Source organism: Hymenobacter segetis, from assembly GCF_054776495.1.
The window spans coordinates 1,830,976-1,851,541 of record NZ_BAAHBV010000001.1 but is presented as its reverse complement, the minus strand read 5'-3'; the positions used below and the strand labels follow the sequence as shown (position 1 = coordinate 1,851,541).

Genomic DNA, 20,566 nt, shown 5'->3' with positions numbered 1-20,566 from the left:
CCCCCACCAGCGGTTAAGCACCTTGTTCCAATCCCCCAGCTATGAACGCCACCCCCAAACTTCGTCTTAACGTCCTCGACCAGTCGCCCATCCGGCCCGGCAGCACCGCCCGCGAGGCCCTGCTCGAAACCGTGCAGCTGGCCCAGCTCGCCGACCGCCTCGGCTACACCCGCTTCTGGGTGAGCGAGCACCACAACACCAACACGCTGGCCGGCTCCACGCCCGAAGTCCTCATTGCCCACCTCGGCAGCCAGACGCAGCACCTCCGGCTGGGCTCGGGCGGGGTGATGCTGCCCCACTACTCGGCTCTGAAAGTGGCCGAAAACTTCCGCTTGCTCGAAAACCTGTTTCCCGGCCGCATCGACCTGGGCATGGGCCGCGCGCCCGGCGGCGACCGCCTCACCGCCCACGCCCTCAACCCCAGTAATACCTTCAGCGAGCAGGATTTCGTGGAGCAGCTCATGGACCTGCAAGCCTACCTGCGCGATGAAAAAGTGCCCGACACCATCCACGAGCGGGTGATGGCCATTCCCACCACCCCCACCGTGCCGGAGCTGTGGCTGCTGAGTTCCAGCGGCCAGAGTGGCCTGTTTGCCGCGCACTTAGGCATGGCGTTTTCCTTCGCCCAGTTTATTAATGGAGCCGGTGGTCCGGCGGCCGTGCGCCAGTACCGCGAGCGGTTCCGGCCCAGCCGCGAGCTGGCCGCGCCGCTGGCCAATGTGGCCGTCTTCACCTTCTGCGCCGATACCGAGGAGAAAGCCGACGAGCTGCGCAAAGCCATGGACATGCAGCTGATTCGCTTCAACCGGGGCGAGTTCCGCACCTTCCCGTCAACCGAGGAAGTGCGCAACCACCGATTCTCCACTGAAGACCAGGCCCACCTCGCCTTCAACCGCAACCGCGTAGTGAGCGGCACCCCCGAGCAGGTCCACGTCCAATTCACCCAAATGGCGGCCGACTACGGCGTGGAAGAAATCACAGCCGTCACCATCACCGCCGATTTCCAGGACCGCCTGCGCTCCTACGAGCTACTGGCCGAAGCCTTCGAATTGTCTGCCCCGGTGGCCTCGGAGCGGGAAGCCACCCTGGTGTAGCCAGCTCTGACATCGATTTACTGTTGTGAAACACCCGGCTCATCAGCCGGGTGTTTTTTTGTTGATAGATATCTGATATTTAAAATATTAGAAGATGATGTTGATAGAATCAACCGGATTGTCGCGAAAATTCCAGTGTTATTATTTAGAATGACTCTAAATAGTGTTTGGAATGATTCTAAATAGGCTGCACCTTTGTGCTCTATTTTGAATCTGTCTAAATAACCTCATGAGGTACTTCGTCACGCTCCTGTCTCTTTCTATTGCTCTGCTGCCCGCCACTGGGTTTGCCCAGGATATGCCGATGCGGCATCACAAGCAGCATGGCAATGAGAACAATGGCACGGTGACGGGCCGTGTGCTGCTGGCCGATGGCCAGCCGGCCGAGCAGGTTTCGGTGCGCCTCAAGGGTAGCGAGCGCGGCACCGTGACCGCCGCCGATGGCACCTTCACCCTGAAGGTGCCGGCCGGCTGGCAGGCGTTTGTGGTGAGCTGCCTGGGCTGCCAGGCCCAGGAAGTGGCCGTAGAAGTGCAGCCCGGTCAGACGGCCACGCTGCCGCCCTTCACGCTGGCCCGCGGCGAGCAGGAGCTACAGGAAGTGACCGTGACCGGCGCAAAGAGCCTGAACCAGCGCACGCCCAGCATCGGCAAGATGCCCATCGCGCCCCTCGATAACCCCCAGGCCACGCTCACCATCGAGCGGCCGGTGCTGGAGCAGCAGCAGGCGCTGCGCCTGAGCGACGTGCTGGCCAACGTAGCCGGCGTGTACGTGATGGGCACCACCGGCGGCACCCAGGAGGAAATTGCCAGCCGCGGCTTCGCCTACACCAGCGCCAATACCTTTAAAAACGGCGTCCGTTTCAACAACGGCATCATTCCCGAAGTAAGCTCGCTGGAGCGCATGGAGGTGCTGAAGGGCAGCGCGGCCATCCTCTACGGCAACGTGGCGGCCGGCGGCGTGCTGAACCTGGTGACCAAGAAGCCGCAGTTTCAGCGCGGCGGCTCGGTGGGGCTGCGGGTGGGCAGCTTCGGCTTCGTGAAGCCTCAGTTTGACATATATGGTGCCGTGGGCCAGAGCCAGAAAGTGGCCTTCCGCCTGAATGGCACCTACGAGCGCGCCGACAGCTACCGCGACGGCGTGAGCAGCAACCGCGTGTATGTGAACCCCTCGCTGCTGTTCCGCCTCACGCCCAAAACCGACCTGATTATCGAAGGCGACTACCTGCGCGACAACCGCACGCCGGACTACGGCATCGGAGCCATCAACTACGAGATTCAGGACTCGCGCAGCCGTTTCCTGAACGTGCCCGGGGCCAGCAATGCCACCAACCAGACCAGTGCCACCGCCACGCTCACCTCGCGCCTCAACGACACCTGGCAGGTGCGGGCCGTTGGCTCGTTCCAGCGCTACGATAACGCCCTGAAAAGCGCCGCCCGTCCCACCGGCATCATTGCCACGCCTGGGCCTACCTACGGCAACTGGACGCGCGGCCTGCAACGCACCGAAACCGCCGAAAACTACTTCCTGGCCCAACTGGACCTGACCGGGAATTTCCGCACCGGCCGCATCGGCCACACGCTGCTAGTGGGGGCCGATGCCGACCAGTACGACAGCAACACGCTGGCCTACACCAACCCGGCCTCACCGTCAAAACCCACTACCGCCGTTGCGGCCTACGATGTTATCAACATTCTGGACCCCAGCAAGGTAATCGCGCAGCCCACTGAGCGCCTCACCGATTTTAACAGCCTGGTGCGCAACTCGCTGACGCTGGGCAACACCCGCCGCGCCGGTTTCTACGCCCAGGATTTGCTCAGCCTTTCCGATAAGGTGAAGCTGCTGGCCGGCCTGCGCTGGAGCTACCAGGAAACGCCCAGCGACGTGTACACCTACAACACAATCGCCAGCGTGGCGGCCAAAACGGCCAACACCTACCTGGAAAACCGCCGCTACGACAACGCGTTTTCGCCGCGCCTGGGCCTGGTGTACCAGCCCATCAAAACGACCTCCCTGTTTGCCTCCTACGCCAATTCTTTTGCCCCCAACACGGGTATCGACCTGCAGGGCAAGTCGCTGGCCCCTTCGCTCATTGACCAGTTTGAAGCGGGTATCAAAAACGAGTTGTTCAAAGGGGCCCTGTCAGCCAACGTGACGGCCTACCGCATTGTGAACAGCAACCAGGCCCAGGCCGTACTTCCCACCGACCCGCGCTATACCACCGCCGCCACCGCCAGCCCCATGGAACTGGCCGGCCAGGTCACCAGCAAAGGCGTGGAGGTAGACGTGCAGAGCCGCCCCATCAACGGCATCTCGCTCATTGCCGGTTACAGCTACAACCAGACGGCTTATACCAAGAGCAACGTCTACGAAGACGGCAGCCGCCTGCGCTACAACCCCGCCCACACGGCCAACGCCAGCCTGTATTACAGCTTTGGCAACGTATTCGCCAACAGCGCCCTGCGCGGCCTGAGCGCCGGCGTGACGGCCTACTACGTGGGCGACCGCCTGGCCGGCCGCAACAACCGCACCCTGAACCCCGCCACCGGCAAGCCCTGGGTCGATGCCAACAACAACCCCGTGGCTGATGCCTTCAAGCTGATTGCTCTGCCTAACTACATGCTTTTCGATGCCTCGCTGGGCTACTCTTACGAGCGGTTCTCGGTGCGCGTGAAGCTGGCCAACCTGCTCAACGAGCTGAGCTACAACGTGCACGACGACAACAGCATCAGCCCCATCGCGCCCCGCAACTTCGCCGCCACGCTCACCTACAAGCTGTAATCAATACCGTTTTCGGAACGGCTCAACTGCCCGGATGAATAGCCGCCCGCTATTCATCCGGGCAGTTGAGCCGTTCCGACGCCTGCGCTTTCAAAATCCTTCATCTGCATCAACTTATGACCCCGGTTAAATCAGCTTTTCGCACCGTTCACCTCTGGCTGGGCTTGGCCACCGGGCTCATCATCGTCTTCGTGTGCCTCACGGGCAGCGTGTTGGCCTTCGAGCAGGAAATTGAGCAGGCCTGGCACCGGGAGCGCTACTTCGTGGCCCCCACCACCACGCCGCGCCTGCCGCTGGCGCAGCTGGCCGAGGCCGTGAAAGCCCACAAGCCCAAAGCCAAAATTGGCGGCTTCAAGCTCTACGCCGACCCCGCCCGCACTGTGGAAGTAAGCCTGGTTGGCGGCCCGGGCGGCCCCGGTGCCAAAGATGGCGAGCGTGGCGGTACTTCGGAAAGAGGAGCTGGGCGGATGTCCGGTGAGCAGCGCGGCGAAGGAGCCGGCAAAGGCGGCAAAGGCGAAGGTGGTAAGGGCAACAAAGGCGACGGCGGCGGCCCCCGCATCTTCGTGAATCCCTACACGGCCGCCATCACAGGCGAGCTGAACCCGCGCGACAATTTCTTCAAAACCGTGGAGCAGCTGCACCGCGGCCTGGCGGCCGGCAAAATCGGCAAGCTGGTGATGGGCGTGAGTGCCACGGTGTTCCTGTTCATCCTCGGCACCGGGCTGGTGCTATGGTGGCCCACCGCCCGCAAAGCCCTCACGCCGCGCCTGAAGGTGAAATGGGGCAGTGGCTGGAAGCGCCTGAATCACGATTTCCACATCTCGCTGGGCTTCTATGCCTCCGTGTTCCTGTTCATCATGGCCCTCACGGGCGTGGGTATGTCGTTCGATTGGGTGGGCGCGGGCATCAACAAGCTCACCCACTCGCCCCTGAAACGGCCCGAGCCGCCCACTTCAACCGCGCCAGCCGTGGCGGGCACCGCCCCCTTCACAGCCGATGCCGTGCTGGCCCTGGCCCGTCAGCAGGCCCCTGATGCCGAATCATACACCGTGCAAATGCCCAAGGAGCCCACCGGCAGCATTCGCGTAGCGGTTTTGCGCCCCGGTGCCATCACCGAAAACGCTACCGATGAAGTGTACCTCGACCAGTATTCCGGCCAAGTAATCAGCAGCCAGACCTATGCCCAGCGGCCCGTGGGCCAGCGCATTCGCGGCCTCTTCAAGCCGGTGCATACGGGTGCCATTTTTGGCTTGTCCACCAAAATTCTGGCCTTCGTTATCGGCCTGCTGGGGGCCACGTTCCCCATCACCGGCACCATCATGTGGCTGAACCGGCGGCGCAAAAGCCGGCGCAAAACGCAGCAGCAAGCCGTGGCACTAAATGCTGTGGGGTGAGGGGTGAATGTTTCGGTTTAACTGGGTATTACTCAATTTATGTTATGCCTAAGGCAGTGATTTCGATGCTGCTATTTGTTGATGTATAAATTGTTGTAACTATTGGCAGTAGGGTTACGTATGATGAATAATCCTATTAAAATAATTCCCATCTTGAAACAGATTTCCAATTTTTGTACTGGGGATTTAATAATTTAATAATAATATATAATTGATATATAGGGGGTTGGTGGCCGAAGAATGAATTGGCAAATAGATTGTATTGCGGGTAGAAGATTCACTAAATCATCTGCTTATGTACAATCTATACGCCTCCATCAGAATCACGCTATTTTTACTTCTGTTGAGTTGTTTGGCCTGGCAAACTCAGGCTGCGCAATTTCAATACGTTAACGCCGTAGCTTCCTCGCTGAATACGGCGAATACATCGCACGCCATTGATAATTCGGTCATGACGGCCGCCACCCTTACGGCTCCATCACTGCTCGGCAGTGCCCGTTTGCGCCTGGGCTTTGGCTCGATAGTGCCGCAGGGCGGCGTGGCCGGCCTCGTTATTCAGGCCGGCTCTAACCTGGATTTATCGCTGCTGAGCAACATGACCATTCGCACCTACATGGGTTCGAGTGCGTCGTACGAGGAAAGCATGCCGCTCAATAGCTTAATCAGCCTGAGCCTGCTGAGCGCGGGCGCGGGCAAGGCCACTGTGGAGTTTCCAGTGGGCAAGGCCTTCAATCAGGTCGAACTGCGCATTTCGGGCCTGCTTAGCGCGAGTTTCGATGTGGACGTGTTTTCGGCTTACGGTACGCTTACCCCGCCGCTGCCGGTGGAACTGGTTATTTTTCAGGGCAAAAGAACGGTGGCTGGCACGGCCTTGTCGTGGAGCACGGCTTCGGAGCGCAACAGCGACTATTTCGTCGTGGAGCGGGCCGATAATTCGTCGGAGAATTTCCAGTCCATTGGCCAGTTGCAGGGGGCCGGCACCACGTCGCAACGCACCCAGTACGATTTCGTGGATGCCCGCCCGGGCGCGCTCAGCTACTACCGGCTACGGCAGGTAGACCGCGACGGTGCCACGAGCTTCAGCCCCGTGGTGGTGGTGAAAAATGCCGCACTCAGCCAGCCGCTGACCGTGTACCCCAGCCCGGCTACTCAAAATGTGGTGATTACGGGGGCGGTCGGCACTCGCTACGCCGTGCTCGACCAGTTGGGCCGGCAGCTGCAAACGGGCGATGTGCTGCCCGGGGCGCGCCCGGTGTTCGACGTGCGAGCCCTGCCCGGCGGTGTGTACTTTGTGCGCGACCTGGGCACGGGCAGCAGCACCCGCTTCATAAGAGCCGCCGCCGAGTAAAACTTAATCCTTCTTTATAACTGAAATAGCGAGTGCCCCGAACGTAGAAATTCGGGGCACTCGCTATTTCAGGCCAACGTCTCCCAACCCAGCTTCAGAATAAACACGCTGACCACCACCAGAAACAGCACCCGCACAAAGCCCGTGCCCTGCCGCATAGCCACCCGCGCCCCCAGCATGGAGCCCAGCACGTTGCACACCGCCATAGGCAGCGCCACCTGGTACAGCACCTGTCCGGTCGAGATGAAGTAGGCCAGCCCGGCAATATTGGTAGCCACGTTCACCACTTTGGCCGAAGCCGAGGCCGCCAGAAAATCATAGCCGAACAAGCCTACGAAAGCAAACAGCAGCAAACTGCCCGTGCCCGGCCCGAAAAAACCATCATAAAAACCGATGCTGGCTCCCAGGGCCACGCCTGTCCACAGCTCGCGGCGGCCGTGCAGGCGCGGCGCGTGCAGACTGCCAAAATCCTTGCGCCAGAAGGTGTAGGCGGCCATGAGCACCAGCAGCGCCAGCACCAGCGGCTTCACCAAGTCCTTGTTGAGGCCGCTCACGGCGCGGGCTCCCAGTAGCGCGAAACAGCCCGCCACCACGGCTGCTACTGCCACCGTGCGCCAGCGTATGGGCACGCCCGTAAGGCCCTTTAAATACCGAAAGGCCGAGGCCGACGTGCCCGCCAGACTGGCCACCTTGCCGGTGCCCAGCACCGTAGGAATGGGTACATTGGGCAGCAACAGCAGCAGCGCCGGCAACTGAATCAGCCCGCCGCCGCCCACCATGGCATCAATAAAACCGGCCAGAAAGGCAAAAAAACATAGTAGTGGGAGCGCAACCGTCATGGCGCGAAGGTAGCGCCTGTCATTGCGAGTGGAGCGCAGCGGAACGCGGCAATCCGTCCTCTCATGGGCGACAAACCTAGTAGTGTGACAAAGCCCTATGTTAAACGAAAAGCCCCGCCTCTACCAAGAGTCGGGGCTTTTCACATCTCAGGGCTTATCACATTGCACAGGACGGATTGCCGCGTTCCGCTCCGCTCCACTCGCAATGACAGGCGATTTCTGCCGGATAAGTCCTTAAAACGGCGGCTCCTCGCCGAAGCTGTTGCTCTTCGGGAACGGTACCGGCGACTCGTTAATCTTCGAACCCAGCCGAATGGTGGTCGGGGCGAAGGGGCTGGGCTCGTTGTCGAAGTTGCTGGCGGGCAGGCCCATGGGCTGGTAGCCGCTGGGGTCGAAACCACCGCCCACACCGTCAAGGTCGGCGAACTTGGTGAACTTGCCGATGAACTTGAGCTGCACGGTTTCGAGCGAGCCGTTTCGGTGCTTGGCGATGATGACTTCGCCCACGCCTTGGGTCGAGTTGCCTTCGGCGTCCTGGTCGAGGCCGTAGTACTCGGGGCGGTAGAGGAAGATTACCATGTCAGCATCCTGCTCGATGGAGCCCGATTCACGAAGGTCACTCAGCTGCGGCTTCTTGTCGCCGCCCCGCGTTTCTACCGAGCGCGACAGCTGCGACAGGGCCAGCACGGGCACATTCAGCTCTTTGGCAATGCCCTTGAGGGCCCGCGAGATGCTGGCGATTTCCTGCTCGCGGTTGCCGCCGCGGCCGTCGGTGTTGCCGCTCATCAGCTGCAGGTAGTCGACGATAATCATCTGCACGTCCTTTTGCGAGCGCAGGCGGCGGCACTTGGTTCGCAGTTCGCGGATGCTCAGGCCGGGCGTGTCATCAATGTAAATTGGGGCGGCCGAGAGGGCCGTGATTTTGTGGTTGAGCTGCTGCCACTCGTGGTCGGCGAGGCTGCCTTTTTTGATTTTCTCCGAATCGAGCTCAGCTTCGGCTGAAATCAGACGGTTAACCAACTGCAGCGAGGACATTTCCAGCGAGAAAATGGCCACGGCTTTCTTGAAGTCGACCGCCGCGTTGCGCATGGCCGATACTACGAAAGCCGTTTTGCCCATGCCCGGACGAGCTGCAATAATCACAAGGTCAGATGGTTGCCATCCGCTGGTGACTCGGTCCAGAGCCGTGAAGCCGGTGGGCACGCCCGTCAAGCCATCAGCCTGATTCTTCTTTTCTTCAAGTTCCTTGATGGCCTTGCCCATCAAACTCCGCATATCGTCGAAGTTCTTGCGAATGTTCGATTCCGACACCTCAAATAGGGCCGATTCAGTATCATCCAGCAGCTTGAATACGTCGGTCGTATCCTCAAAAGCATCGCGCTGGATTTCGCTCGAAATCCGAATTAGCTCACGCTTGATGGCGGTTTCGGTGATGATACGGGCGTGGTATTCGACGTTGGCGGCCGAGTTAACTTTCAGCGTCAGGTTGGCTACGTAGAAGGGGCCGCCGGCGGCTTCAAGCTCGCCCATTTCGCGCAGCTCGTGCACTACGGTGAGCTGGTCGATGGGCTCCGACTTATCAAAAAGCCGGATAACGGCTTTGTAGATGCGTTGGTGTGCGTCCTTATAAAAGCTCTCGGGCTTGAGCAAATCGATGACCGAGGTGAGGGCGTCTTTTTCCAGCATCAGGGCGCCGAGCACGGCCATTTCGAGCTCGGGGGCCTGGGGTGGCAGCTTGCCGGCCGCACTGGCATTTTGGGGGACCACCATGCCGCCCCGATTGGTCCAGGCCGCCTTGGCGCGGGCAGCGGATTGCTTCAGGCGGTCGTCCATCTGGTCGGGCATAGGGGGATTGGGTAACTAAAGTAACGAGATAGCAGGGGACAACGCGGCCGGCCCGGGAAATAAAACCGAGCCGGCCACGATGTACACAAAGTTAACCCCGACGGCACGGAAAAGATTGGACCCGGTCGCCGATTCTTTCGGGCGGGCGATGGCGGCGGCGGCCGGACCTTTGTACTTTCGCGCCCCGATAATTCTGGTTTTCAGTTGCTAGGTATTGCTTGTCGGGAGGGTGGTTGTGGAGGAATATTTTCTCGCGACTGACTCTGAAAACAGCTTCTTCCCAACTGACAATGACCACCTAACGCCTTCTCCATTTGGAATCCTCCACCAGTCCCGCCCAGCCCGAATCCATTCACCTCATCGCGGTGGGCGGCAGCATCATGCACAACCTGGCGCTGGCCCTGCACCGCCGCGGTGCCCGCGTGACGGGCTCCGACGACGAAATTTTTGAGCCTGCCAAAGGCCGCCTTGCCGCCGCCGGCCTGCTGCCCGCCCAGGAGGGCTGGGACCCGGCCCGCATCACGCCCGACCTCACGGCCGTCATCGTGGGCATGCACGCCCGGCCCGACAACCCCGAGCTGCTCCGTGCTCAGGAATTGGGCCTGAAAATCTATTCCTTCCCCGAGTACATCTACGAGGCCAGCCGTGACAAGCAGCGCATCGTCATCGGCGGCTCGCACGGCAAAACCAGCATCACGGCCTGTATTCTGCACGTGCTGCGGTTTCATGGTCGCAAATTCGACTATGCCGTGGGCGCGCAGCTGGCCGGCTTCGATTTGATGGTGCAACTGACGGATGACGCGCCGATTATCATCATCGAGGGCGATGAATACCTGTCGTCGCCGGTGGACCGGCGGCCCAAGTTTCACCTCTACCAGCACCACATTGGCGTGATTTCGGGCATCAGCTGGGACCACATCAACGTGTTTCCGACCGAGGAAATCTACCGCGAGCAGTTCCGCATCTTCGCCGATATGACGCCCAAGGCCGGCGTGCTCATCTACGACCGCGACGATGAGCAAACCCAACTTATCGCCGTGCCCACCAACCCCGACGTGACCTACATCGGCTACGGCCCGCATGAGCACGTCATCCGCGACGGCCGCACGTTCCTCATCACCAAAAAGGACGAGGAAGTGCCCGTGCAGGTGTTCGGCGAGCATAACCTGCGCAATATTTCGGCCGCCAAAGAGGTGTGCAAGCAGCTTGGAATCAAGGGCAAGGATTTCTTCCGGGCCGTGGCCACCTTCCCCGGCGCGGCGCGGCGGCTGGAGCTGGTGCGCGAAGGCGCTACCTCGGTGGTCTACAAGGATTTTGCCCACGCGCCCAGCAAGCTCAAAGCCACGGCCACGGCCCTGAAAAAACAGTTTCCGCAGCGCCGCCTGGTGGCTTGCCTGGAACTGCACACGTTCAGCAGCCTCAATCCGGCGTTCCTGCCGCAGTACGCGCATTGCTTCGATGCGCCCGATGTGGCCGTAGTCTACTTCAATCCTCATGTATTGGAGCACAAGCGCCTGCCGCCGCTGGCCGCAGCTACCGTAGCCGAAGCCTTTCAGCGCCCTGACATCAAAGTCATTACCGACAGCGCCGAGCTGGCCGCGTTTTTAAGAAGTCAGACCTGGGATAATGCCAACCTGCTGCTCATGTCCTCGGGCACGTTTGATGGGCTGGATTTGAATGGTCTGGCGGCAGAAATCACGGAATAGGCAGGCTGAGTATTGTCATTCCAACGAAGGAGGAATCTGAGGAAAGTTGTTCTTCAAGTTTTACCCAGATTCCTCCTTCGTCGGAATGACAACCTTTCACCCAAAGAAAAAAGCCCGCTATTCAGCGGGCTTTTTTGGTGTTGGGGGCACGGCGGGCCGTTTCTTATCAGTAGTGATGAGCAGCGCCAGCGCGGTGAGCGCGGCCCGGAGCAGCCATTTATTGCGGGTGTTCATTTCGTAGCGGGCGCTGATGAAAAGAGCGAATTGTTAACGTCCACTTTCAAGTCACAGGTGCTGCCGCCTACTTTCTCGCCACAGGTGGTGCCCACGATGCGGCCGTTCTCGAAGTTGAAGAAGCACATGGGGCAGCCCTGGCCGCTGATGGTGTAGCGCTCGGCGGTGGGGCGCAGGTAGTAGGTGTTATCGCCGCCGGTGGTGAGGGGCAGGGCCATGGCCCGGAACATGCCGTTGCGCAGGCCCATGCCGATGAGGTAGTAGCTAACTGGCTCGTCGGGGCCGGCGGGGGCTTTGCGCACCTGGATTTTGTCGATGACGGTGCCATCGCCGAACTGCCGGATGAAGGCTTTGGCCAACTCGCTGCGGGGTGTGGTATACTCCGTCGAACTGTCGGTGAAATGCACGATTTGCCGGCTTTCCGGCTTGGCAATTACTTCGCCCTTGATGCGGTTGGGGCTGCCGAACTCATTGGTGGCCTGCTTGGTGCTTTCGCACGACATAGCCAGCAGCATTACCAAAATGCTCAACAGGCCCAGCCCAAGCAAACGCGGAATAAGTTTCATGGCAGAAGAGCAAAAAGGTGGACGTGAGTCGCTGCGGACTAGCGAGGTTTGTAGTACTTACGGGCTTCGGGCAATTCGCGCTGAATATCCGCGATGCGGGTGCCGTTGGAGGGGTGAGTGGAGAGGAATTCGGGCGGCGAAGCCTGGTTCTCGCGGGCATCCATGCGCTGCCAGAACGTAATTGCGCCGTCGGGATTGTACCCGGCCATCGCCATGAAAATCAGGCCCAGGTGGTCCGCTTCCGATTCCTGGTTGCGGCCGTATTTCAGCAGCCCCACCTGCGAGCCTACGCCAAACGCCTGCAAGGCAATTTGCTGCGTAGCCGCGCTGTTGGTGGAAAGTGCGGCCGACAGCGCCTGCCCGCCCAGCTGCTGCACGAGGCCCTGGCTCATCCGCTCGGAGCCGTGCTTGGCTACGGCGTGCGCAATTTCGTGCGACATCACCACGGCCAGGCCGTTCTCGTCCTGCGTGATGGGCAGGATACCGGTGTACACGGCCACTTTGCCGCCGGGCATGCACCAGGCGTTCTGCTGCTTGTCGTCCTGAATCACATTGAATTCCCACTGGTAGCCGGCCAGCTGGTCGGAGGCGTTTTGCTGGCGGAAATACGTTTCTACCGCCGCCTGAATGCGCTGGCCCACGGTGCGGACCATGTTCACCTGCTGCGAATTGGTGGAGAGCGGGCCTTTGGCGATAACGTCGCGGTACTGGGTGGCGGCCAGGGTGTTGATTTCGCTGTCGCTCACGAGGCTCAGCTGGCGGCGGCCTGTGATGGGCACCGTGGAGCAGGCGGCCAAAAAGGCCAGACTGGCCACGAGGGTGAGTTTTCTAAGCATGGGAGTGAGAAAGAAAGATGGGTGAAAGCGTCAGCCTCGGGCCAGGTATTTTGGGCCGAAGCGCGGGCTGCCGTTGCGGCCTATACGGCAGCAGGGCGGGGTAAAGTTTTGGCTTTATACGGCTACCGGGCCGGAAAAAGCGGCTACCCGATTGCCGTAAGCCAACGGGGAGCCGTAGTTTTGACATATCTACGACCCGCCTTTCCCGTCGCCATGAAAATCATCTGCATCGGCCGCAACTACGCCGACCACATTGCCGAGCTGCACAACGAGGTGCCCTCCGCACCCGTCATCTTTATGAAGCCCGAAACGGCGCTGCTGCAACGCGGCCAGCCGTTTTTCATCCCCGAATTCTCTCAGGATATTCACCACGAAATAGAGCTGGTGCTGCGCGTGAGCAAGAATGGCCGCCATATCGATGAGTCGTTTGCCAACAATTATTTCGATGCCATCGGCCTGGGCATCGACTTCACGGCCCGCGACTTGCAGGCCGAGCTCAAGAAGAAAGGCCTGCCGTGGGAGCTGGCCAAAGCCTTCGACGGCTCGGCCCCGATTTCGCCCACATTCAAGCCCGTGGCCGAGTTTGCCGACCTGGCCAACATCAACTTCCACCTCGAAGTGAACGGCGAAACCCGCCAGACCGGCAACTCCAGCCTGATGCTGCATCCCTTCGCCAAAATCATCAGTTTCGTGTCCAAGTATATCTCCCTGAAAATGGGCGATATGATTTTCACCGGCACACCCGCCGGCGTAGGCCCGGTGAAAATGGGCGACCAACTGGAAGGATTTCTGGAAGGGGAGAAGCTATTGGAGCTGGGTATTCGTTAGGGTGTAGAGACGCGTAATTGCGTCTCGGCGTTGAACTGCGGTGTTGAACGCATCCTATATGGCGCGAACGACGAGACGCAATTATGCGTCTCTACACCCGTTCAACGACATCAAAAACAAGCTGAATTAAAAGAAGCGTTATTGTGCAAAAGGGAAAGCTAACTGTGCGGTTGATAGTAAGTGTGTTTCTGGTGCTGCTGGCGTGGCGGGTAGGGGGGCAGGAGGCCGACTCTTCCGACCACGACCACAGCCTGACCGAGCTGCTAAATGCCGGGCGGCCCATCGTGGCCCCGGGGTATTTCATGTTTCCGATTGCGCCGGGCAAGCCGGGTTTCCTGGCCGGAAGCATGGGCGAGTTGCGCCCCAACCACTTCCACGGCGGCATCGACATCAAGACCGGCGGCGGGGTGAACCAGCCCGTGTACGCCGCCGCCGATGGCTACGTGTCGCGCCTCAAGCAGTCGTCGTTTGGCTACGGCAACGTGCTCTACATCACCCACCCGAATGGCCTGACTACGGTGTATGGGCATTTGAATGAGTTCAAAGGGACTTTCGCGGCAGAGCTGTTGCGCCGGCAGTATGAGAAGCAGAGCTACGAACTGGAATGCTTCTTCGAGAAGGACCGGTTTCCGGTGAAGAAGGGCGAACTGGTGGCGCTGAGCGGCAACACGGGAGGCTCGGCCGGCCCGCACATGCACTGGGAAGTGCGCGACGCCCAAGACCGGCAATACAACCCCCTGCAATGGGGCGGCTTCCCCGAGATTCAGGACCATGTAGCGCCCACCATGCAGGCGTTTGCGCTGGAGCCGCTGGGCATTGAGGCGCGGGTGAAAAACGTGTTTGCCAAGGCGGTGTTTGTGCCGAAGGTGCAGCCGGGGCCGGGCGTATCCACCACCTGGGCCGACACCATCAGCTGCTTCGGCACGGTAGGAGTCTTGATTCAGGGTTTCGATAGATTTGATAATGCCTGGAACAAGAACGGCATCCAGCGCGTGACGGTGAAGGTGAACGGGCAGCCGTTTTACCAGCACAACATCGACGCGATACCCTTCCCGACGGGTACCCGGCAGGTGGGCAACTTCGTCGATTTCCTGTACCAGAACACCCAGGGCCGCACCCTGCAAAAGCTGTGGGTGGACGACGGCAACGACCTGCTGATGTACTCCACCACCAGCCCCGGCAAGGGCCGCCTCAACGTGGAGGCCGGCAAAACCTACAACGTCGACGTCATCCTGGCCGACTCCTACAACAACCAGACGCCCCTGCACCTGGTGCTGCGCGGCGAGCAGCCTGAATACTTCAAAACCCGCTCCGGCGTGGTGAAGAAGCCCGCCCTGCGCTTCGAGGTGACCCGCAACCTGCTGAAAGCCGTATCGGCCGACCCCAGCACGGACTCGGTAGGGGCCAACCTGGTGCTGCTGCGCGGCAACCGCCGCCTCGAAATCCGCCCGAGCTACACCCAGAACAGCGAAAACGTGTACCTCTACGACCTGCGCGCCGGCCTGCCCGATTCCATTCGTTTCGGCAGCATCACCAAGAAATTCGACCGGCAGGTGATGATTCCGGCGGGCCGGGAAACCAACTACGCCACGGCCAAGCTCAACGTCATGTTCGGCAAGGAAACACTGTTCGGCAACATCTACCTCGCCACCGCCTACAAGCCCGAGCCCACCGGCAGCGGCTTCTGGACGGTGGGCTCGCCGCTGCTGCCGCTCTACCACACGGCCGTGCTCACCCTCAAGCCCGCCACCCCGCCCGCCGACCCAACTCGCACCGCCATCTACGCGGCCACGGCGGCCGGTGGCAAGGCCTACCTCGGTGGCAAGTGGGACGAGCAGGGGCAGATTACGGCCAACATCCGGCAATTCGGCTCATACCGCATCCTCACCGATACCGTGGCCCCCAAGGGCAGCCTCATCGGGCGGCCCGGCGGGCAGGTGCTCTTCCGCGTCGGCGACGACCTTTCCGGCCTGGCCACCTACCGCCTGCTGGTGGGCGGCAAGTTCCGCCTGCTGCGCTTCGAGCACAAGAATTCCACCCTCTTCACCGTGCCAACGGACACCGTAGGAGCCCGCCTGCGCGGCCCCGCCGAGCTACGGTTGACGGACCAAGCGGGGAATGAGCGGGTGATTCCACTGAGCTTGTAGGAGCGGGGGAGGAGTTAGCGGAAAACTCCCCTCCTTACCAAGGAGGGGACGTTGAGCCGCAGGCTCAACTGGGGTGGTTGTGGCGTTGAACAGTCCCCGAACAAGTCCATTTCCGCCGTTCAACGCCCACAAGCACCCCCGTTTCAGCTTTGCTGAAACATCCCCTCCTTGGTAAGGAGGGGAGTTTTACGTTCTTCGTATTCTTAATCAAAACACCTCCCACCATGTCCCTCGAACCCGGCCAACCCGCCCCCGATTTCACCGCCCAGGACCAGGACGGCAACACCGTCAGCCTGCACGACCTGCGCGGCCAGAAAGTCGCCCTCTACTTTTACCCCAAGGACGATACCCCCGGCTGCACCGCCCAGGCCTGCAACCTGCGCGACCACCAGGAGGAGCTCAGAGCGAGCAACATCAAGGTCATCGGCGTGAGCATCGACGGCGAGGCGGCCCACAAGAAATTCGCCCTCAAGTACGACCTGCCCTTCCCGCTGCTCGTCGATACCGACAAGACCATCGTGCAGGCCTACGGGGTGTGGCAGGAAAAGAAAAACTACGGCAAGACCTACATGGGCACCGTCCGCACCACCTTCCTGATTGACGAAAACGGCCTGATTGAAAAAATCATCAAGAAGGTCGATACCAAAGAGCACGCCGCCCAGTTGCTGAAGTAGCTCCGGACCTCTGGAGAACCCATTTTCATCCAGAAACGGACGCTCCGGACCTCCGGAACGAGCATTTCCGGACGGCGGAGCCCGTTCCGGACCTCCGGAGTACCCATTTTCACGCGGCGAAGCTCACTCCGGACCTCCGGAACGGGCATTTCCGGACGGCGGAGCCCGCTCCGGACCTCCGGAGTGCCTGTTTCCGGCCGGCGGAGCCCATTCCGGACATCCGGAGTGCCGCTTATGGCTGATATTGCCATCGTGTGCCTACCTGGAGGCTCCATCCCGCCGTTTACTACCTTTACCCACCGAACCCAACTATTCCCGACCCATGACCGACACCACCGCCAAGACCGTCGAAAAACCCGAAAAGACGAACGAAGAGCTCAAGGAAATTGCCACCCAAGTGCGCCGCGACATCGTGCGCATGGTGCACGCCGTGAATTCGGGCCACCCCGGCGGCTCGCTCGGCATCACTGATTTGCTGGTGGCGCTCTACTTCAAGGTGATGAAGCACCACCCCGAGCCCTTCGATATGGACGGCAAGGACCAGGACCTGTTTTTCCTGTCCAACGGCCACACCTCGGCCACCATGTACTCGTGTTTGGCCCGCTCGGGCTACTTCCCCATTAGCGAACTGGGCACATTCCGCAAGCTCAACTCGCGGCTGCAAGGCCACCCCACTACGCACGAAGGCTTGCCCGGCGTGCGCGTGGCCTCCGGCTCCTTGGGCCAGGGCCTGAGCGTGGCCTGTGGCGCGGCCCAGGCCAAAAAGATGAACGGCGACAAGCAGCGCGTGTTCGTGCTCATGGGCGACGGCGAGCTCGAAGAAGGCCAGAACTGGGAGGCTGCCCTCTACGCCAGCCACCACAAAATCGACAACCTCGTGGCCATCGTGGACCGCAACGGCCAGCAGATTGACGGCTCGACCGACGAAATCGGCGGCCTCGGCGATGTGGCCGCGAAGTTCAAAGCCTTCGGCTGGCACGTCATCGAAGGCGACGGCAACCACTTCGATGCCCTCATTCCCCTCCTCGAAAACTGCGTAGCCGCCACCGGCAAGGCCAAGCCCGTCATGTTCATCATGGACACGAAAATGGGCTTCGGCGTCGATTTCATGATGGACGGCCACAAGTGGCACGGCGTCGCTCCGAACGATGCCCAGCTGGCCACCGCGCTGGATGAGCTGAAAGTAGGCACCGAAGGCGACTACTAGGTCGCGGCTGTTGCTCATGCTGCCGCGCTTGCTCCGGGCCTTATGTTTCCTGTTGCTGGTGGCCCCGCTGGGGCTGCCAGCTCAGGAAGCGCATGCCCAAAACGCCCCGCCCGAAAAGCCCAAGGTCACCCGCATTCTCTTCCTGCTCGATGCCTCGGGCTCGATGATGGCGCCCTGGGAGGGCCAGCCCCGCTGGGAGGTGGCCAAGCGCATGCTCAGCAAAATGGTCGACTCGCTCAACGCCTACCCCAACCTGGAGCTGGGCCTGCGCGTGTACGGCCACCAGTACCCAAACTCCGAGAAAAACTGCCAGGACTCGAAGCTGGAAGTGCCCTTCGCGCCCCGCAATGCCAAGGCCATCAAGGCCCGACTCGGCACGCTCAAGGCCCAGGGCAACACGCCCATCACGTATTCGCTGGAGCAGTCGGCCAACGATTTCCCCACCGATAAGTCCTCCCGCAACGTCCTGCTGCTGATAACCGACGGCCTCGAATCCTGCAACCGCGACCCCTGCGCGGCCTCCCTGGCCCTGCAGCGCAAGCACGTTTTCCTGAAACCGTTCGTCATCGGCATCGGGGCTGAGCGCGATTTCGGCCGGCAGCTCGAATGCCTCGGTCAGTACTACAACGCCGCCGAGGTGAAGACCTTCCGCACGGTGATGAACGACGTAATCGCCAAAACCCTGAGTAAAACCACCGTCTCGGTAAACCTCACCGATGCCAACGGCAAGCCCGTGGAGACGAACGTCAACATGACGTTCGTCAACAACGTGACCGAGCAGCCCGAGTACAACTACGTCCACTACCGTGACGCCCAGGGCAAGGCCGATGTGCTCGACATCGATGCCCTCCAGAGCTACGACCTCGTGATAAACACCGTGCCGCCCGTGCGCCAGGCCAACATCCCCATCATCCCCGGCAAGGCCAACGTTCTCACCTACAAAACCCCGCAGGGCACCCTCTGGCTGCAAAACCCGCCGCTCTCGCCCAATCCCTACGGCACCATCCGGGCCGTAGTGCGCACCCCGGCCGGCGCTACCGTCACCGCCGGCACCTTCGGCACCCGCCAGAAGCTGCTGGCCGGTAACTACGAAGTGGAAGCCCTGACCTTGCCGCGCACCGTGCGCCGCCTCTCCATCAAGCAGGGCCAGGAATACACCTTCACCTACGACGCCCCCGGCACCCTCAACATCACCTCCGACCTGAAAGGCTACGGCAGCATCTATCAATTGAATGATGATGAGTCGCAGACCTGGATTTACGACCTGCCGCAGGGCGGGAGCAGCAAAATCAACCTACCCATGCAGCCGGGTGCTTACCGCTTAGTTTTCCGTACTGCCACCAGCAACGGCAGCAAATACACGGACGTGCGCAATTTTAGTATTCGGAGCGGGCAGACGACTTCGGTAGCCATTTTTGGAAAGTAAAGCAGAACGAAAACTCCCCTCCTTTTTTAAGGAGGGGACATTTTCACGAAGTGAAAATTGGGGTGGTTAAGTCGTTGAACGACTCGCATCAGAAACGCAAGATTCTTCATCAAGTAGCAATGGACACTTACCACAACCTGCCGCAAAAGAAAGAAGACCGCAGCACCCTTCGCAATGCGCTCACTCCTGCCGAAGCAACCCTATGGAAATCCCTGAAAGGCGGCCAGCTTGCCGGCCGGAAGTTCCGCCGCCAGCATAGCGTCGGCGCTTACATTCTGGATTTCTATTGCCCTGAAGAAAGAATTGCCGTGGAACTGGACGGTGCCGGCCACTACACTGCGACGGGTAATCTGCACGATGCTGCTCGCACGGATTACCTCAATACGTTGGGTATTCAGGTAATCCGATTTGAAAATAAATTGATTTGGTCGGACCTGACCAGTGTATTGCACACTATTGAAAGTAAGTTTCATCTTGTTTAATCTTTCTGGTGCGAGTCGTTCAACGACTTAACCACCCCAATTTCAGCCTTGCTGAAATGTCCCCTCCTTAAAAAAGGAGGGGAGTTTGTTCTAACGAAACCTCCCTAACATCCCAATGAAAGACTTCCCCTACACCGAATCCAAAGACACCCGCAGCGGCTTCGGCGCTGGCCTGGCCGAGCTGGGCACCACCCACCCCAACGTAGTCGCCCTCTGCGCCGACCTCACTGGCTCGCTCAAAATGGACGCCTTCAAAAAGGCCTTCCCCGAGCGGTTTTTCCAGGTCGGCATTGCCGAGGCCAACATGATGGGCGTGGCCGCCGGCATGACCATTGGCGGTAAAATCCCCTTCACGGGCACCTTTGCCAACTTCAGCACCGGCCGCGTCTACGACCAGATTCGCCAGAGCATTGCTTACTCGGGCAAGAACGTGAAAATCTGCGCCTCCCACGCCGGCCTCACGCTGGGCGAAGACGGCGCTACCCACCAGATTCTGGAAGACCTCGGCATGATGAAAATGCTGCCCGGCATGACCGTCATCAACCCCTGCGACTACAACCAGACCAAAGCCGCCACCATCGCCATCGCCGACTACGAAGGCCCCGTGTACCTGCGCTTCGGCCGCCCCGTGGTGCCCAACTTCACGGCCGCCGACCAGAAATTCGAAATCGGCAAAGCCTGGCTGATGAACGAAGGCACCGACGTGAGCATCTTCGCCACCGGCCACCTCGTGTGGAAAGCCGTGCTCGCCGGCAAGCTCCTGGCCGAGAAAGGCATCAATGCCGAAATCATCAACATCCACACCATCAAGCCGCTCGATGCGCAGGCCATCCTCGCCTCGGCCCGCAAAACTGGCTGCGTGGTAACCGCCGAAGAGCACCAGATGAACGGTGGCCTCGGCGACAGCATCGCCCAGCTGCTGGCCCGCGAGGAGCCCCTGCCCCTGGAAATGGTGGCCGTGCACGACAGCTTCGGCGAAAGCGGCACCCCCGACCAATTGATGGAGAAATACGGCCTCACCGATAAGGCCATTGTAGAAGCCGTGGAAGCGGTGATGAAGCGGAAGAAATAATTAGCTTTCAGTGACGCAAAAGCCCCCGCAGCTCCGAAAGTTGCGGGGGCTTTTGCGTTTTAAACGTGCCGAGGCATTCAATTCTTTCC

The 20,566-nt window shown here is 60.4% G+C and carries 16 protein-coding genes; 12 read left to right on the top strand and 4 right to left on the bottom strand.

Annotated elements, in window-relative coordinates; all coding sequences use genetic code 11:
- The first annotated feature begins 41 nt into the window (after nucleotides 1-41).
- The 4 genes from ACYU70_RS07720 to ACYU70_RS07705 all read left to right on the top strand — a co-directional run bounded on the left by ACYU70_RS07720 (nucleotide 42) and on the right by ACYU70_RS07705 (nucleotide 6,615).
- A complete protein-coding gene (locus ACYU70_RS07720) occupies nucleotides 42-1,094 on the top strand; it encodes an LLM class flavin-dependent oxidoreductase (protein WP_342295387.1) in 1,053 nt (350 codons plus the stop codon).
- 229 nt (nucleotides 1,095-1,323) lie between these two features.
- A complete protein-coding gene (locus ACYU70_RS07715) occupies nucleotides 1,324-3,873 on the top strand; it encodes a TonB-dependent receptor (RefSeq protein ID WP_342295386.1) in 2,550 nt (849 codons plus the stop codon).
- 116 nt (nucleotides 3,874-3,989) lie between these two features.
- Nucleotides 3,990-5,267, top strand: a complete 1,278-nt coding sequence (locus ACYU70_RS07710; protein WP_342295385.1) for a PepSY-associated TM helix domain-containing protein — start codon at nucleotides 3,990-3,992, stop codon at nucleotides 5,265-5,267.
- Between the two features lie 451 nt (nucleotides 5,268-5,718).
- Nucleotides 5,719-6,615, top strand: coding sequence for a T9SS type A sorting domain-containing protein (locus ACYU70_RS07705; RefSeq protein WP_342295384.1), 897 nt, complete (start codon nucleotides 5,719-5,721; stop codon nucleotides 6,613-6,615).
- 68 nt (nucleotides 6,616-6,683) lie between these two features.
- Here ACYU70_RS07705 and ACYU70_RS07700 read toward each other — a convergent pair whose 3' ends face one another.
- Both ACYU70_RS07700 and dnaB read right to left on the bottom strand, forming a co-directional pair.
- Nucleotides 6,684-7,454 carry a sulfite exporter TauE/SafE family protein gene (locus ACYU70_RS07700; protein ID WP_342295383.1) on the bottom strand — a complete coding sequence of 257 codons (771 nt, stop codon included), beginning with the start codon at nucleotides 7,452-7,454 and terminating at the stop codon, nucleotides 6,684-6,686.
- A gap of 234 nt (nucleotides 7,455-7,688) precedes the next feature.
- Nucleotides 7,689-9,224 carry a replicative DNA helicase gene (gene dnaB, locus ACYU70_RS07695; protein ID WP_342295624.1) on the bottom strand — a complete coding sequence of 512 codons (1,536 nt, stop codon included), beginning with the start codon at nucleotides 9,222-9,224 and terminating at the stop codon, nucleotides 7,689-7,691.
- Nucleotides 9,225-9,613: 389 nt separating this feature from the next.
- On the opposite strand from dnaB, the gene ACYU70_RS07690 reads away from it, so the two are divergent.
- Complete coding sequence (locus ACYU70_RS07690) at nucleotides 9,614-11,005, top strand: UDP-N-acetylmuramate--L-alanine ligase (protein ID WP_342295381.1); 1,392 nt, start codon at nucleotides 9,614-9,616, stop codon at nucleotides 11,003-11,005.
- A 230-nt stretch (nucleotides 11,006-11,235) separates the two neighbouring features.
- Here ACYU70_RS07690 and ACYU70_RS07685 read toward each other — a convergent pair whose 3' ends face one another.
- Nucleotides 11,236-11,805, bottom strand: coding sequence for a hypothetical protein (locus ACYU70_RS07685; RefSeq protein WP_342295379.1), 570 nt, complete (start codon nucleotides 11,803-11,805; stop codon nucleotides 11,236-11,238).
- A gap of 38 nt (nucleotides 11,806-11,843) precedes the next feature.
- Entirely contained in the window at nucleotides 11,844-12,641 is a 798-nt protein-coding gene (locus tag ACYU70_RS07680; protein ID WP_342295377.1) for a M48 family metallopeptidase, read from the bottom strand.
- Between the two features lie 213 nt (nucleotides 12,642-12,854).
- Between ACYU70_RS07680 and ACYU70_RS07675 the strand changes: the two genes are divergently transcribed.
- The 7 genes from ACYU70_RS07675 (at nucleotide 12,855) to ACYU70_RS07645 (ending at nucleotide 20,477) form a co-directional block, all read left to right on the top strand.
- Nucleotides 12,855-13,469 carry a fumarylacetoacetate hydrolase family protein gene (locus ACYU70_RS07675; protein ID WP_342295375.1) on the top strand — a complete coding sequence of 205 codons (615 nt, stop codon included), beginning with the start codon at nucleotides 12,855-12,857 and terminating at the stop codon, nucleotides 13,467-13,469.
- A gap of 143 nt (nucleotides 13,470-13,612) precedes the next feature.
- Entirely contained in the window at nucleotides 13,613-15,616 is a 2,004-nt protein-coding gene (locus ACYU70_RS07670) for a M23 family metallopeptidase (protein WP_342295373.1), read from the top strand.
- 224 nt (nucleotides 15,617-15,840) lie between these two features.
- Nucleotides 15,841-16,290, top strand: coding sequence for a thioredoxin-dependent thiol peroxidase (bcp, locus tag ACYU70_RS07665; RefSeq protein WP_342295372.1), 450 nt, complete (start codon nucleotides 15,841-15,843; stop codon nucleotides 16,288-16,290).
- 322 nt (nucleotides 16,291-16,612) lie between these two features.
- Nucleotides 16,613-17,497: a transketolase gene (locus tag ACYU70_RS07660; protein WP_342295371.1), complete on the top strand. Its 885-nt coding sequence runs from the start codon at nucleotides 16,613-16,615 to the stop codon at nucleotides 17,495-17,497.
- A gap of 16 nt (nucleotides 17,498-17,513) precedes the next feature.
- Entirely contained in the window at nucleotides 17,514-18,923 is a 1,410-nt protein-coding gene (locus ACYU70_RS07655; protein ID WP_342295370.1) for a vWA domain-containing protein, read from the top strand.
- 119 nt (nucleotides 18,924-19,042) lie between these two features.
- The gene (locus ACYU70_RS07650) at nucleotides 19,043-19,405 is read left to right on the top strand and encodes an endonuclease domain-containing protein (RefSeq protein WP_342295369.1); all 363 of its coding nucleotides are present in this window, start codon (nucleotides 19,043-19,045) and stop codon (nucleotides 19,403-19,405) included.
- A 115-nt stretch (nucleotides 19,406-19,520) separates the two neighbouring features.
- Nucleotides 19,521-20,477, top strand: a complete 957-nt coding sequence (locus ACYU70_RS07645) for a transketolase family protein (RefSeq protein ID WP_342295368.1) — start codon at nucleotides 19,521-19,523, stop codon at nucleotides 20,475-20,477.
- Nucleotides 20,478-20,566 lie beyond the last annotated feature (89 nt).